The sequence below is a fragment of the Nocardia sp. NPDC004168 genome, from assembly GCF_040610355.1.
GTDB classification, from domain to species: domain Bacteria; phylum Actinomycetota; class Actinomycetes; order Mycobacteriales; family Mycobacteriaceae; genus Nocardia; species Nocardia sichangensis.
This window is the reverse complement of the sequence record NZ_JBEXME010000019.1, coordinates 32,707-46,809: the sequence shown is the minus strand read 5'-3', so window position 1 is coordinate 46,809 and position 14,103 is coordinate 32,707. Positions and strand designations below refer to the sequence as shown.

General features: G+C 70.8%; 12 protein-coding genes. All 12 read right to left on the bottom strand.

Annotated features, from left to right (window positions below; genetic code table 11):
* Position 1: 1 nt before the first annotated feature.
* The 12 genes from ABZW96_RS27300 to ABZW96_RS27245 all read right to left on the bottom strand — a co-directional run bounded on the left by ABZW96_RS27300 (position 2) and on the right by ABZW96_RS27245 (position 14,022).
* On the bottom strand, positions 2 to 1,576 hold the full coding sequence (locus ABZW96_RS27300) for a hypothetical protein (protein ID WP_355078480.1): 1,575 nt from the start codon (positions 1,574 to 1,576) through the stop codon (positions 2 to 4).
* 153 nt (positions 1,577 to 1,729) lie between these two features.
* Positions 1,730 to 2,644, bottom strand: coding sequence for a 3-methyladenine DNA glycosylase (locus ABZW96_RS27295; RefSeq protein ID WP_355078548.1), 915 nt, complete (start codon positions 2,642 to 2,644; stop codon positions 1,730 to 1,732).
* A gap of 37 nt (positions 2,645 to 2,681) precedes the next feature.
* Positions 2,682 to 3,746 carry a hemolysin family protein gene (locus ABZW96_RS27290; RefSeq protein WP_355078479.1) on the bottom strand — a complete coding sequence of 355 codons (1,065 nt, stop codon included), beginning with the start codon at positions 3,744 to 3,746 and terminating at the stop codon, positions 2,682 to 2,684.
* Positions 3,739 to 5,121, bottom strand: a complete 1,383-nt coding sequence (locus ABZW96_RS27285) for a hemolysin family protein (protein WP_355078547.1) — start codon at positions 5,119 to 5,121, stop codon at positions 3,739 to 3,741. Before ABZW96_RS27285 ends, ABZW96_RS27290 begins: the two co-directional genes overlap by 8 nt.
* 244 nt (positions 5,122 to 5,365) lie before the next feature.
* Positions 5,366 to 6,802, bottom strand: coding sequence for a GuaB1 family IMP dehydrogenase-related protein (locus tag ABZW96_RS27280; RefSeq protein WP_355078478.1), 1,437 nt, complete (start codon positions 6,800 to 6,802; stop codon positions 5,366 to 5,368).
* A 110-nt stretch (positions 6,803 to 6,912) separates the two neighbouring features.
* Entirely contained in the window at positions 6,913 to 7,758 is an 846-nt protein-coding gene (locus ABZW96_RS27275) for a DMT family transporter (protein ID WP_355078477.1), read from the bottom strand.
* A 3-nt stretch (positions 7,759 to 7,761) separates the two neighbouring features.
* Complete coding sequence (locus tag ABZW96_RS27270) at positions 7,762 to 9,363, bottom strand: DEAD/DEAH box helicase (protein WP_355078476.1); 1,602 nt, start codon at positions 9,361 to 9,363, stop codon at positions 7,762 to 7,764.
* A gap of 182 nt (positions 9,364 to 9,545) precedes the next feature.
* The gene (locus ABZW96_RS27265; protein WP_355078475.1) at positions 9,546 to 10,484 is read right to left on the bottom strand and encodes a M56 family metallopeptidase; all 939 of its coding nucleotides are present in this window, start codon (positions 10,482 to 10,484) and stop codon (positions 9,546 to 9,548) included.
* A 43-nt stretch (positions 10,485 to 10,527) separates the two neighbouring features.
* Complete coding sequence (locus ABZW96_RS27260) at positions 10,528 to 10,920, bottom strand: BlaI/MecI/CopY family transcriptional regulator (protein ID WP_039797864.1); 393 nt, start codon at positions 10,918 to 10,920, stop codon at positions 10,528 to 10,530.
* Between the two features lie 71 nt (positions 10,921 to 10,991).
* Positions 10,992 to 11,891: an ABC transporter ATP-binding protein gene (locus ABZW96_RS27255; RefSeq protein WP_355078474.1), complete on the bottom strand. Its 900-nt coding sequence runs from the start codon at positions 11,889 to 11,891 to the stop codon at positions 10,992 to 10,994.
* The gene (locus ABZW96_RS27250; RefSeq protein ID WP_355078473.1) at positions 11,888 to 12,979 is read right to left on the bottom strand and encodes an iron chelate uptake ABC transporter family permease subunit; all 1,092 of its coding nucleotides are present in this window, start codon (positions 12,977 to 12,979) and stop codon (positions 11,888 to 11,890) included. The genes ABZW96_RS27255 and ABZW96_RS27250 overlap by 4 nt, the downstream gene beginning before the upstream one ends.
* Entirely contained in the window at positions 12,976 to 14,022 is a 1,047-nt protein-coding gene (locus ABZW96_RS27245; RefSeq protein ID WP_355078472.1) for an iron ABC transporter permease, read from the bottom strand. The genes ABZW96_RS27250 and ABZW96_RS27245 overlap by 4 nt, the downstream gene beginning before the upstream one ends.
* Between the last annotated feature and the right edge of the window lie 81 nt (positions 14,023 to 14,103).

Below are 14,103 nucleotides of genomic sequence, written 5' to 3'. Positions count from 1 at the left end.
GCTACGACCCGACGATCGACCGCTGGTCCGCCGGTGGCGAGTACACGTCGTCGTCCAGTCGCAGCACCATGAACCCGTTGTCCGAGCATGCGACGTACAGCTGTGATCCGCGCCATTCCGGTGGTGAGAAGCACCAGTCGGTGGACACATCGCCGAAGGCGAGGCGGCCGGTGCGCGGGGTGGTGGCGTCCAGGGGGTTGAACTGTCCCTCCAGTACGGCGCGCACCGCCGGAGGGGTGCTCATGAGCGGAACGCCGATGAGCGAGGCGAGCGCGTGCGGCGAGTTCCACAGGCTCATGTTCTGCCCGGTGCGGGCGGGCGGGTTGTAGTAGGCGATCTCGCGGATGGCGTAGGGGTCGCGGATGTCGAACACCCGGATGCCGGAGGAGATCCATCCGCAGGCCAAGGCGGTCGGGTTGTCCTGCCGGTCGGCGGCGCAGTAGTGCGATTCGTAGGCGAAGGCGGAACCACCCATCGACGAACCGATATTGCTGTCGATGTGCTGCGGCAGGTTGATCTCGAGCTTGATCTTGTTGGCCACCCTGGGCGCCGTCTCGTCGGAGATATCGATGAGTTTGACGCCGCCGGAACCGCCTTCGTCGACGGTGTAGAGGTAGGGCTTGCCGTCGTAGAAGACCGGGATGCTGTGCTGGGTCGCCCAGCCGTCCGTCCAGAACACCCGGCCCAGATGGTGCACCTGCGGGTTCGGGTCGCGGCGCTGCACCGCGCTGATGTCGAGGACGGTGAATCCGCCGAGCGCGGAGATGTACATCCGATCGCCGTCCGGGCTGATGCCGAATCCGTGCGCTTCGATGCCCGTCAAGCCCTGCCACACCACGTGCGGGTCGGCGGGGTCGCTCAGGTCCACCGCGCTGACGAAGCCGGGCGCGACTCCGGAGGCCCAATAGGTGTTGCCGTCGGGGGAGAAGCCGCCCTCGTGCGTGGTGATCGGCAGCGGCATCGCCAGATTCGTCCCCGGACCGGGATTGAGCAGCCGCGGATGCGCGCAATCGGAGATGTCGTAGACCGACAGGTAGCCCACACCCTCGCCGACCGGCACGCCGGTGCCGACCAGCAACTTGCGCTCGGTGTTGACCTTGAGGCTCTCCCAGGTGCCCGCGAGCATCGCGGGCTCGGTCAAAGTCGCCGTCGGACGCGGATTCGCCGGATCGGACACGTCGAGCACCTGGACGCCACGGCCCTCGCTGATCAGGTCGCCGGGAAAGAAGGAGCCCAGATAGGCGCAATGCTCGAAGCTGGTGGAGGTGATGCCCGCGCCGCGTCCCGCGTAGCCGCCGACGTAGGAGATGTTGCACCGGTAGCCCTGCGTGCTGCGCCCGCTGTCGCGGTCGGCGGCGGTGACATCGCCTTGCAGTCCGCTCTCGGGGGCGGCGCCGGGGCCGCAGTCGGCGCGGGGAACCGAAGTGCGCCCGACGTCGAGGAACTCCTCGACCGCGTTACGAACGTCCGATGGCGGATCGGCCGAAGCGCTCATGGGCAGCAGCACGGCCGTAACCATGCCGATGGTGAGCAGAGCCAGCGGTTTGACACGGCACAGTCTGGCCAACGGGCGCATCGTCGCGACCCCCCAACTTCGTCGTCGAGATTGGCTACCCAGGGTGACTGGGACAGTCACCGCTGAACTGACTGAATGGTAATGATTTCCGTCGGCCCGAGGGTGAGTTTCGTCGAATCGCAGACGATTCGCGAAGTTTTCCGGTCCGCGTGGTCAGCGCGACTGGGTCGGTCCGGTGCCGAGCGTGGCCGAATTCGGGTGCTCCGACAGGAGTTCGTCGCAGGCACCCAGGAAGACGCGTCGTAGTCCGGCTGCGCGTTCCGCCAACTCGGCCTGGGCGCGGACGTACTCCGCCCGCCCCGAGGGTGTCTCGATGCGAACCGGCTGGTAGCCGAGGCCGGACAGGTCGTACGGGCTGGCGCGCATGTCCAGTTCCCTTGCGGCGCAAGCCAACTCGAAACAATCCAGGAGCAGCTCCGACGAGATCAACGGGACCAGCTTGAAGCCCCACTTGTACAGATCCATATTCGCGTGCAGACAGCCCGGCTGTTCGCGACGCAGCTGGTCAGCTCGGGTGAGCGGCTCGGCATTGCGGCCGACGGCGTCCGGGGTGAAGAAGCGGTAGGCGTCGAAATGCGTACAGCGCAGCGACATCGAGTCGAGCACGCTGTCGGTGCCCGCGCGTCCCAGCCGCAGCGGCACCCTCTGGTGGCGGATGTCGTCGGTGCGATACACCATCGCCCATTCGTGCAGCCCGAAGCAGGACAGATGAGCGGGCCGGGACGCGGTGGCACGCAGCAACTCCGCGACGAACGCGACGGTATCGCGGCGTTTGTCCAGGTATGCGGGATCGGCGGTGCAGAAGTCCGCAGCGCCGGAATCGGTGACCACGTGGTGATACCCGCGCGCATCGCGGTATTCGGCGGCATCGGCCATCCCGATGCCGTATCCCGGATGCCAGCGCCGCAACTGGGCGGGTTTGTGCCCGTAGTAGGTGAACAAGAAGTCGATCACCGGGTGCGACGAACCTTGCGCCCGCCGCTCGAGATAGGGCCCGACCAGGTCGTCCAGCCGGGCCCGGTGCGCGGCGGCGGACTCCCGCCATCGCGCACCGGACAACACCCGCATGGTCATCGCACCCCGCGCGGGCACGCTGCCCGAATCGTCATTCGCCCACCCGATGCGTTCCGTCTCGGACGGTGCCGACGAATTCCTCCACCAAGTCCTCCAAGGCGACGATGCCGGTGGTGTTGCCCCGGTCGTCGACCACGCGGCCGAGATGGCTGTTGGTGCGCCGCAGCCGCGCCAGCGCCTCGTAGAGCGTGGCGCCCATGCCCACCGTAGGCAGCGGGCGGATATCGGTGCGCGGGATCGGCGTCCCCGGACCGGCGCTCTCGTCGGCGACCTTGTCGAGCACGTCCTTGACGTGCAGGTAGCCGACCAGCGAGCCGTCGTTCGCCCGCACCGGGAACCGGGAGAAACCCGTCTCGGCGACTGCGGATTCGATGTCGCCGAGTGTGGTCCCGTTGCCGCGCAGCGGAATCGATCGGGTCGCGTCCAGCGGCACCATCACGTCGGCGACCACCCGGTCGCTGGTGCCGAGCGCCTGCGTGAGGCGGCGATGCTCCTCCTCGTCGAGCAGCCCCTCCGAGCGGGACTCGCCGATCATCTCGGCCAGTTCCACCGTCGACACGGTGGCCTCCAGCTCGTCCTTCGGCTCGACCCGCAGCAGGCGCAGCGACAGGTTGGCGGCCAGGTTGTACAGCGCGATGAGCGGGCGGGCCAGCCGCAGCCACATCAGGTGCACCGGCACCAGCAGCAGCGCGCTGCGCTCCGGCCCGGCCAGCGCGATGTTCTTCGGGATCATCTCGCCGAACAGGATGTGCAGGATCACCACGATGGTCAGCGCCAGCGCGAACGCCACCGGGTGCAGCAGTTGCTGCGGCAAGCCGAGTAGGTCGAACGGGCCTTCCAGCAGGTGCGCTACGGCGGGCTCGCCGACGCGGCCGAGCAGGATCGAGCAGATGGTGATGCCCAGCTGCGCGGCGGCGAGCATCATCGAAAGGTTCTCGCCCGCTCGGATGACGGTGTTCGCGTTGCGCTTGCCCTGCGCGGCCAGCGCTTCCAGCCGGTCGCGGCGGGCGGAGATGAGCGCGAACTCGGCGGCGACGAAGAACGCGTTGCCTGCCAGCAGCACGACGGTGAGCAGGACGCCGAAGAGGTCACCCATGGCTGTGCTCCTTGGTCGCGAGGGCGTCGGCGTCCACCGGGATCAACCGGACCCGATCGATGCGCCGTCCGTCCATGCGCTCCACCCGGGCGATCCAACCGCCGGAGCCGTGGTTCTCCGGCGCCGTCCACTGCTGCGAGCGAGGGTTGGGCAGCACGACTTCGTCGCCGGGCACCGGGATGCGGCCGAGCCGGGTCAGCACGAGGCCGCCCAGCGTCTCGTATTCGCCCTCCGGCGCGTCGTACCCGGTCGCCCGGGAGACCTCGTCGATACGCAGCAGGCCCGAGCAGTCCCAGCCGTCGGAGACGCGCCGTACGTCGCGCTCCTCCTCGTCGTGCTCGTCGCGGACGTCGCCGAGGATCTCCTCGATGATGTCCTCCATGGTGACCAGGCCCGCGGTCCCGCCGTACTCGTCCACGACGAGGGCGACCTGCATGCCGTCGGCGCGGACCCGTTCGAGCACCTCGTCGCCGTCCAAGCTGGCGGGCACGATCGGCACCGGCTGGGCGAGCCGGTAGAGGGGTGTCGTCCGGCGCGCGTGCACTGGGCGGGTGAAAGCCTGCTTGACGTGCACGAAGCCGAGGGTGTTGTCGAGATCGCCGTCGATCACCGGGAATCGGGAATAACCGGTGCGGCCCGCCGCGTCGATCAGATCGGCGATGGTGTCGTCCTTGTCGAGTGACTCGATCTTCACCCGCGGAGTCATCAGCTCCTCGGCGCTGCGCTCGCCGAACTGCAGCGAGCGGTCCATCACCTGGGCGGTGGGCTGGTCGAGCGCGCCGCGCAGCGCGGACGTGCGCACCAGGGAGCCGAGTTCCTGCGGCGAACGGGCCGAGCGCAACTCCTCGGCGGGCTCGACGCCGAGCCTGCGAACCACCCAGTTGGCGGTGCTGTTGAGGAAATGGATCATCCACTTGAACACCACCGAGAAGCTGACCATCGGTCCGGCCGTGACGCGGGCGGTGGCCAGCGGCTTGGCGATGGCGATGTTCTTGGGCACCAGCTCGCCGTAGATCATCGACAGCGAGGTGGCCAGGATCAGCGCGAGCGTGAGCGCGACGCCGCCCGCGGCGGCTTCGCTCAGCCCGATGCCGGCGAACACCGGATGCAGCAGCCGGGCCAGTACCGGCTCGGCGATGTAACCGGTGATCAGCGTGGTGATGGTGATGCCGAGCTGGGCGCCGGACAGCTGGAACGACAGCGTGCGATGCGCCTTGCGGACCATGCGGGCGCGGACGTCACCGGTGCGGGCGTGCGCCTCGACGGTGCTGCGCTCCAGGGCGGTGAGGGAGAATTCCGCGGCCACGAACAGGGCCGTGCCGACGGTGAGTGCGATGAATCCGATCAGGCTGAGCGCGGTGAGCGCGACGGACATGGTCAGCACCACCCGAACGGTGCTGCGTGACGGCCTGTGCGGAATGGGACTACTGCGGGGAGGAGGACGCCGGGTTGGTCACCCGGCTCGGTAGAGGAGCCCTCCTGTGCGGCGCCCTCGGACGCGGGTGACAACTGGATCCTTTCGCAAACGAGTCGTGGTGCCGGTGTCCGGCAACCACCATGCTACCGGCCCACGTGCCGAGTGGCGTGGGCCGGTGCCGGTGCGATTCGTGTGTCGGCGCTCACCAACCGCTGGGCAGCGGGCGGCCTTCGGCGAATCCGGCCGCGGATTGCACGCCGAGCACTGCCTTGTCGTGGAACTCGGCGAGCGTCCGTGCTCCCGCGTAGGTGCACGCGCTGCGCACTCCGGAGCAGATGTGGTCGATGAGGTCCTCGACGCCGGGACGCTCGGGGTCCAGCCGCATCCGCGAGCTGGAGATGCCCTCTTCGAACAGTCCCTTGCGCGCTCGGTCGAATTCGCTGTCGGAGGCGGTGCGGGCGGCGACGGCCCGCTTGGAGGCCATGCCGAAGCTCTCCTTGTACGCGTTGCCGTCGCGATCGACCCGCAGGTCGCCGGGGGACTCGTAGGTACCGGCGAACCAGGAGCCGATCATCACGTTGGACGCGCCCGCGGCCAGCGCGAGCGCCACGTCGCGGGGATGGCGCACGCCGCCGTCGGCCCAGATGTGCACGCCGAGTTCCGCGGCGGCGGTAGCGCATTCGGCCACCGCGGAGAACTGCGGGCGGCCGACGCCGGTCATCATCCGGGTGGTGCACATGGCGCCGGGGCCGACACCGACCTTGACGATGTCGGCGCCCGCCGCCGCGAGATCCCTGGTGCCCTCGGCGGAGACGACGTTGCCCGCGACCAGCGGGACTCCGAGCCCGAGATCGCGCACGGCGGTGAGCGTTTCGAGCATCTTGGCCTGGTGTCCGTGCGCGGTGTCGATGACCAGCAGGTCGGCGCCCGAATCCACGAGGGACTTGGCCTTGGCGGCCACGTCGCCGTTGATGCCGACCGCGGCCGCGACGCGCAGCTTGCCCGCGGCGTCGACGGCGGGCTGGTAGATGCCCGCGCGCAGGGCGCCGGTGCGGGTGAGCACGCCGGCCAAGGTGCCGTCCTCGGCGGTGAGCACGGCGAAGTCGGCGTGCTCGGCGTGCAGCAGGTCGAACAGGTCACGCGGGGTGGTGGTCGCGGGGGCCCGCACGAAATCGGTGACCGCGACCTCGCGGAGCCGGGCGAAGCGGTCGACGTCGGCGCAGGCGGCCTCGGTCACCACGCCGACCGGGCGTCCTTCGTCCACCACCACGACCGCGCCGTGCGCGCGCTTGTGCATCAGGGCGACCGCCTCGGAGACCGAACGGTCGGGGGCGAGGGTGACCGGGGTGTCGGCGGTGAGCGAGCGGCTCTTGACGAAGGCGATGGTGTCGGCGGCCGCGGTGATCGGCAGGTCCTGGGGGAGGACCACGATGCCGCCGCGGCGGGCCACCGTCTCGGCCATTCTGCGCCCGGCCACGGCGGTCATGTTCGCCACGACGATGGGGATGGTGGTGCCCGACCCGTCGGTCGTCGACAGATCGACGTCGAAGCGCGACGCGACGTCCGTCCGATTCGGGACGAGGAAGATGTCGTCGTAGGTCAGGTCGTACGGCGGCTGATGACCGGGAAGAAAGCGCACTCGACCGATGATATCCGCGCGCCGACCGGTGTGCGCCGTTCTGCCCGGGGCTCGACAGTGCGGATATGCGGTGCGTCGTCTGTCCCGTCGGCCTTTCTTCGCCTGCGGGCTCAGGCGGCGGCTTGCGAGCGGGAGAGCATGATCGTCGCGGCGGCCATGACGAGCACCGCGCCTCCGGTGATGACCAGTCCCGCGGTGTCCGTCCGCAACCGCTCGTCCAGCACGGCGATGCCGATGAACGCGGCGGCCAGTGGCTCGACGACCGTGACGGCGGGCAAGGAGGCGGTCAGCGGTCCCGCGTGATAGGCGCGCTGCTGCAGGTAGACGCCGGTGACACCGGCCCCGATGAGTGCCCAGGTCTGCCAGCCGCTGAGTACATCCCCGAGACCGTGCTCGAACAGGTCGGTGACGTAGTCGGTGAGCGCGGCGGCGAGTCCGTAGAGGGCGCCGCTCGCAGCGCCGATCAGCAGCGCGCGCCACGCCGGGTCGCGCGCGGCGATGCCACCGGCGGTGGCGGCGGCGATCAGGCCGAGCAGGATGCCCAGGGGCACGAGCCAATCTCGCAGCGGCGCATCGGTGTTGCCCTCGGTCGGGTTGCCGACGAGCAGGAAGCAGGCCAGCGCGGCGGTCAGCGCGAGGGCGGTCGCCCAGGTGCGCGGCGCCACGCGGCGGTCGTTGAGCCGGGCGGACATCGGTAGCGCGAACACCAGCGCGCTCACCAGGATCGGCTGCACCAGCAGCACCGCGCCCAAGGTGAGCGCGACGACCTGCATGGCGTATCCGCCCGCGTCGCCGACGACGCCCGCCCACCAGCGCGGGGTACGCATCAGCGAGCGGATCAGCGACGCGCCCTCGGGCACCGCGGCCGCCGCGTGCTGTTGCGCCACCGCGGCGACCGCGAACAGCAGCGCCGCGAGCAGGGCGCAGAGGACGGCGGCTGCCGCGTGAGTCGACACGCTCTAGTTTGCTCCGCGATTGCCCCGCTGCGGTGACTGCTGCGCGCGTACGGCGCGTCGCCGTGTCCGGCCCGGCGTGTCGCCGGAGGCGTGCCCTGCGGCGCGTCCGGAGAATCCGCCCGCCGTAGCGGAACGGCGGGGGGACCCACCCTCGACCGAACCCGCACTGTGCCCGGCGGAGCTGCCGGTGGCGGGCTTCCCGGCGACTTTCGCCTGGCCGCGACGACGCCCCGGCGCGGTGACCGATTCGCCACCACGGCTCGGCATCGAGCCCGATCGGGACTGCTTCGCCGCACCGGCGCCGCGGCCACCGGCCTGAGCTGTCTCCGCACGCCGGTTCGCTTGACGTCGTGCGGGTTTCGTCGCCGGGGTGGTCGCGGGCGCGGCGGAAGCCGGAACCACCGGAGTTCCGGACGGGCGGCGGGCGCCGGTGATCTCGACCAGGGTGCGGTCGCCGGGACGGACCGCGACTCCGTCCACTTCGACACCCGCCTTACGGGCCATCGACTCGACGTCGCGGCGCTCTTCGTCCATCACCAGCGTGACGACCACGCCGTCCTCACCCGCGCGGGCGGTGCGCCCGGCCCGGTGCAGATAGGCCTTCGGCTCCGGCGGCGGATCGACATGCACGACGAGGGAGATCCCGTCGACGTGGATGCCGCGCGCGGCGACGTCGGTCGTGACCAGCACCGGCACCGAGCCGTCGGCGAACGCGGCGAGGGTGCGGGTGCGATTGTTCTGCGCCTTGCCGCCGTGCAGCGCGCCCGCGGCGATGCCCGCCCCGCGCAGCTGTTTGGCGAGCCGGTCGGCGCCGTGCTTGGTACGGACGAACATGATGGTCAGCCCGTCGCGGGCGGCGATCTCGGTGGCGACCGCCCGCTTGGTCACCTTGTCGCCGACGTAGAGCAGGTGATGCGACATCGTGGTGACCGAGGCCGACGGCGGTGCGGTGGAATGCGTGACGGGGGAGCGCAGGTAACGCTTGACCAGCTTGTCGACCTCGCCGTCCAGCGTGGCCGAGAACAGCAGGCGCTGACCGTCGCGCGGCGTGCGGTCGAGCAGCTTGGTCACCTGCGGCAGGAATCCCATGTCGGCCATGTGGTCGGCCTCGTCGAGCGCGGTGATCGTCACGTCGGACAGATCGGCCGATCCCTGGGTGAGGAGGTCGGCGAGCCGTCCGGGCGTGGCGATGAGCAGGTCGACGCCGCGGGCGAGCCGGTCGGCTTGGCGTTTGATCGGGGCGCCGCCGACCACCGAGGCCACGCGCAGGCCGAGCGAAAGCGCCGGTTCGTCCAGTGCCCGCTCGATCTGTGCGGCCAGCTCGCGGGTCGGCACCAGGACCAGTCCGCGCGGGCGGCCCGGCTTGGCCGCGGCGCCGGCCAGCCGGGTGAGCATCGGGAGGCCGAAGGCCAAGGTCTTTCCGGAACCGGTCGGCCCGCGGCCGAGCACGTCCTTGCCTGCCAGGACGTCGGGCGTCGTGGCGGCCTGGATCGGAAACGGCGTCTCGATGCCGTCGCGTCGCAGTGCCTGGACGAGCACGGCGGGCAGGCCCAGACCCGCGAAGGTCGCGGGGGGCGCCGCGGCGACGGTGGTCGAGGGGGTCACGAGGAGGATGTGCCTTTCGTCGCACGGCGCGTTCCACGCGGATCGCGCTGTTCGGTGGGATGGAGAACGGTGCGCGATGCGGTTTCACCGCGCGGTGGCGCGGGCGATGTCGCGCGCCGGGTAAAGCGAGAGGATGCGGCCGACCGGAGGCGGGCCGAAGGTCCAGGATACGTGCCGGGCAGTCAGCCGTGGAACAGCCGACTCAGTTCCACGAGCCAGGGTACGGCCACGGCCTGCGTCGGCACCACCAGGATGGCGGCCGAGCCGAGGTAGGCGGCCGTGGCGATGCGCAGGTCCCCGATCCGGCCGCTCAGCCGCTGGATGCGGATGAGCGTGGTGGGGCCGCCCGCGGCGAGCGCGCCTTGCGGCGCGGTGGACTTCGCGCAGGCGACGAGGGCGCGGGCCAGCGGCTTCGGTCCGGTGACCTTGACCGCCGAGTCGTCCGCGAGTAACTCGATGAGCAGTTTCACCGAGCCGAGCGCCGCCTTGCTGCGCACCACCCGGGGGAACGCCTCGTGCACGGCCGTGAACGCCTCCAGCACGAGATCGTGCCTGGCCCGCAGGTGCGAACGTTCGTGGCTGACGATGGCGGTGACCTCGGCGTCGGCGAGATTGGTCAGAGTGCCTTCGCTGAGCACGACGCGCTGGCGCAGGCCGGGCAGGCAGTAGGCGATGGGCTCGGTGGCGGCCAGCACCCGGATGTCGGCCGCGCGCCGGTGCGGACCGCTCTGGTCCAGCAGGTCGACGAGCATGCGGTGGCGCGACCGCCGCCTGCGGGTGTGCACGCCGACCCGGATGATCGCGTAGATCAACCGGGCGCCGATCAGCAGCGTGAGCGCGAAGACGAACACGTACGCCAGCCACAGCGGCAGGCCGAGCGCGTCGATCTCCCTGGTCGGCGCGGTGGTCGGGCGGCCGTCGGGACCGGGCACGAGCAGCTCGGCGGCGATGGCCAACCCGGAGCCGAACGCGCTGAGCACGGCTGCGAGCGCGATGGCCTGCCAGAGCACCAGCGCTGCTCGGGGCGTCCGGTAGGTCCAGGTCGCCCGGCTGAGCAAGGCCGGGGCAGGCCCCGCGAGAAGCAATGCCAGTCCGGCGAATACCGGCGCGGTTGCGTTCATCGACTCAGCTCACTGCGTTGTGGGGCCAGGGCGCCCGAGGAGTCTACTGCGGCGGGGGCGCCGAGTCCTCGGTTGCTTCGAGCTTAGCGAGTGCTTCGCGCAGAGCGGCAGCCTCGTCCTTGCCGACCTGTTCCACGAAGTGCACCAGGGCCGCGGCGCGGCTGCCCGCCGCGTCGGCCTGTTGCAGGGCGTCGACCATCAGGCTGGCCACGAGTTCGTCGCGGGTGTGCACCGGCGCGTAGCGGTGCGCGCGGTCGTCGCGCCGCTGGACCACGAGGTTCTTCTTCGCGAGGCGTTGCAGCACGGTCATCACCGTGGTGTACGCGAGCTCACGGCGTGCGGCGAGCGCCTCGTGCACCTGCCGGACCGTTTGTGGTTCGTCGGCCGACCACAACTGGTCCATGACCGCTTTCTCGAGTTCACCAAGACCTGCCATTCCCTAATTTTAGGTACTCAACGACGAGGATGCGTACTACAGGGTGTCGTAACTATGGAATAGCTGGTGTGTCATTTCTCATACGGCGCGGTCTCGGGCGTTGTGGCAGCCGGTCCGCCCACCTTTCCGCGCACGTGCCTGGCGCCGATCGGCACGATCATCGGGCGGCCCGACACCGGGTCCTCGAGAACCTTCGCGTCCAGGTCGAACACTTCGCGCAGCAGCTCGACCGACACCACCTCGCCGGGGGCGCCCGCGGCGACCACGCGTCCGTCGCGCATGACGACCAGCTGGTCGCTGTAGCGGATCGCGAGATTGAGATCGTGCAGCACCATCACGACGGTGCGGCCGAGATCGGCGTGCAACCGGTCCACCAGGTCGAGCACCTCGATGGAGTGCGCCAGGTCCAGATAGGTGGTCGGCTCGTCGAGCAGCAGGATGTCGGTGCCCTGGGCCAGCGCCATCGAGATCCAGGCGCGCTGGCGCTGGCCGCCGGACAGCTCATCGAGCGGGCGGCCGGCGAGGTCGGCGATCCCGGTTTGGTCCAGCGCGGTCGTCACCTCGGATTCGTCGGTGCCCGACCACTGCCGGAACCAGGACTGGTGCGGGTAGCGGCCGCGGGCGACCAGATCGGCGACGGTGAGCCCTTCCGGGGCGACCGGCGATTGCGGCAGCATGCCGACGATGCGGGCGACGTCCTTGGTCTTCATCGTCGAAATAGCCTTGCCGTCCAACAACACTCGGCCTTCTCGGGGGCGCAGCAGGCGGCCGAGCGAACGCAGCAGGGTGGACTTCCCGCAACCGTTGGGCCCGATGACGGTCGTGACGACGCCGGGAGCGACGGTCAAGCTCAGCCCGTCGACGATCACCCGGTCGCCGTAGCCGAGTGTGACCGCCTCGGCGCCGAGCCGGTGCGCAGGAGCGCTCGCTCGCTCCGTGGCGTCAGGGGTGGTGATGTCCGCGATCGTCATGACAGCGTGGCCTTCCGGTTCATACGCACGAGCAGGTACAGCAGGAACGGCCCGCCGAATGCCGCGGTCACGACGCCGAGGGGTAGGTCGACCGGAAACGCCGTGCGGGACACGACATCCGCGCCGACCACCAGGATGGCGCCGGTCACCGCGGCGCCGACCAGCGGCTCGCCCGGTGTGCGCAGCAGGCGTCGTGCGATCTGCGGCGCGGCGAGGGCGACGAAACCGACCGGCCCGACGGCGGCGGTGGCCACCGAGGCGGCCACGACCGCCGCTCCGATCAGGACGGCCTGCTGGGTCTGGATGCGCACCCCGAGCGCACGCGTGGTGTCGGAGCCGAGGCGCAGCGCGGCGAGCGTGCGGGCGGAGGCGAGCGCGACGAGCGCGGCGATTCCCGCGGCGATCGCCGCGGGACCCAGGCGCGCGTTGTCGGCCGCGTTGAGCGATCCGTTCAGCCACAACTGCACGCGCTGGGCATCCGCCAGGCTGGCGCGGGTGAGCAGCCAGCTGATCCCGGCGGTCAGCAGGGCGTTCACGCCCACGCCGATCAGCACCAGCCGCAGCCCGGTGGCGCCGTACGCGCCGGTGGCGGTGCGTCCCCAGGCGAGCAGGTAGATGGCGACGGCGGTGAGCAGCCCGCCTGCCAGGGCCGCCACCGGCGCGCCGACCGAAGCGGCCAGGCCGGTGCTCGCGCCTCCGGTGCCGACCAGCACCGCGACCGCCCCCAGGCTCGCGCCCGAAGTGATGCCGAGCATGTCCGGCGCGGCCAGCGGGTTGTGCAGGATGGACTGGGTGACAGCGCCCGCGAGCCCGAGCGCGAGGCCGACCACGAGCGCGGTGAGCGCGCGCGGCAGCCGGGACTCCAGCACGATGAACCGCTGAGCCCTGGTGCCGCCGCCGGTCAGGACGTCCAGCACGCGCCCGAGCGGTAGACGGGACTCGCCCACCGCGACGTCCAGGCACAACAGTGCGAGCGCCAGCGCGATCAGGACCGCGACGATCAGGATCATCCGCGGTCGCAGCACCGTCGACACCGGCCCGACGCGCAGCGCGGGGCGGGCACTCGAGGCTCGCAGCGAGACCGTCACAGGTTCACCAGCTTTCGCCTGCGCACGAACGCGAGGAAGAACGGCACGCCGAGCAGGGCCACCACTACGCCGACCTCCAGTTCGCCGGGGCGAGCCACCACCCGGCCCGCCACATCGGCGATCAGCAGTAGCAACGCGCCGAGCAGCCCGGAATAGGGAATCAGCCAGCGATGGTCGGGCCCGGTGATCGTCCGCGCCAGATGCGGCACGACCAGGCCGAGGAAGGCGATCGGCCCTACCGCCGCCGTCGCCGCGCCCGCCAGCAGCACGACGGCCGCCAGGCCGAGCGCGCGGCTGCGGCCGACATGCACGCCGAGCCCACGCGCGACGTCGTCGCCGAGGCCGATCAGATTCAGTCCGGGCGCCGCCAGCACCGCCAGCAACATGCCCGCGGCCAGGAACGGCAGTACCTGCCAGAACACCGCGGCGTCGCGGCCGGCGACGGCGCCGATCACCCAGAACCGGTAGGTGTCCAGCGCGGCGGCGTCGAACAGCACGACGGCGTTGGTCATGGCCTGCAGGAACGCGGTGACCGCCGCACCCGCGAGCACGAGGGTCAGCGGGCTCGCCTTGCCGCCGCCCACGGACGAGGTCGCGAACACCGCCACCCCCGCGATCAGCGCTCCGGCCAGCGCGAACCAGATGTATTGTTCCGGCGCGGCGAAGGCGAACAGGTACACGCTCAACGCGGCCAGGAACGCCGCACCCGCGTTCAGTCCGAGCAACCCGGCGTCGGCGAGCGGATTGCGGGTGTAGCCCTGGACGAGCGCGCCCGCGATTCCCAAGGCCGCCCCGCAGACCAGTGCCAACGCGGTGCGCGGCAGCCGCAGCCCTCGCACGATCTCTTCCTCGGTGGAACCGGCTGCGCAGGTGAAGGGTCCGCCGGGGCAGGTGAGCGCATGATGCACGGCGTCGTAGACGGTCCCGGGCGCGAGCGAACGGGCGCCCACCGCCACGCCGGCCAGCACGGCGAGCAGCAGCAGGACGGTCGAGACGAGAAGTCCGGAAAGACGTCGCCGCCTCACGGTGGCAAGAGAAGTCACGGCGACGAGCTGCTCCTGAAATCAGCGATACGGTTGCTAGGTCTGGTAAGCCTAACCTATCTTCGCGGACAGACGGGCATG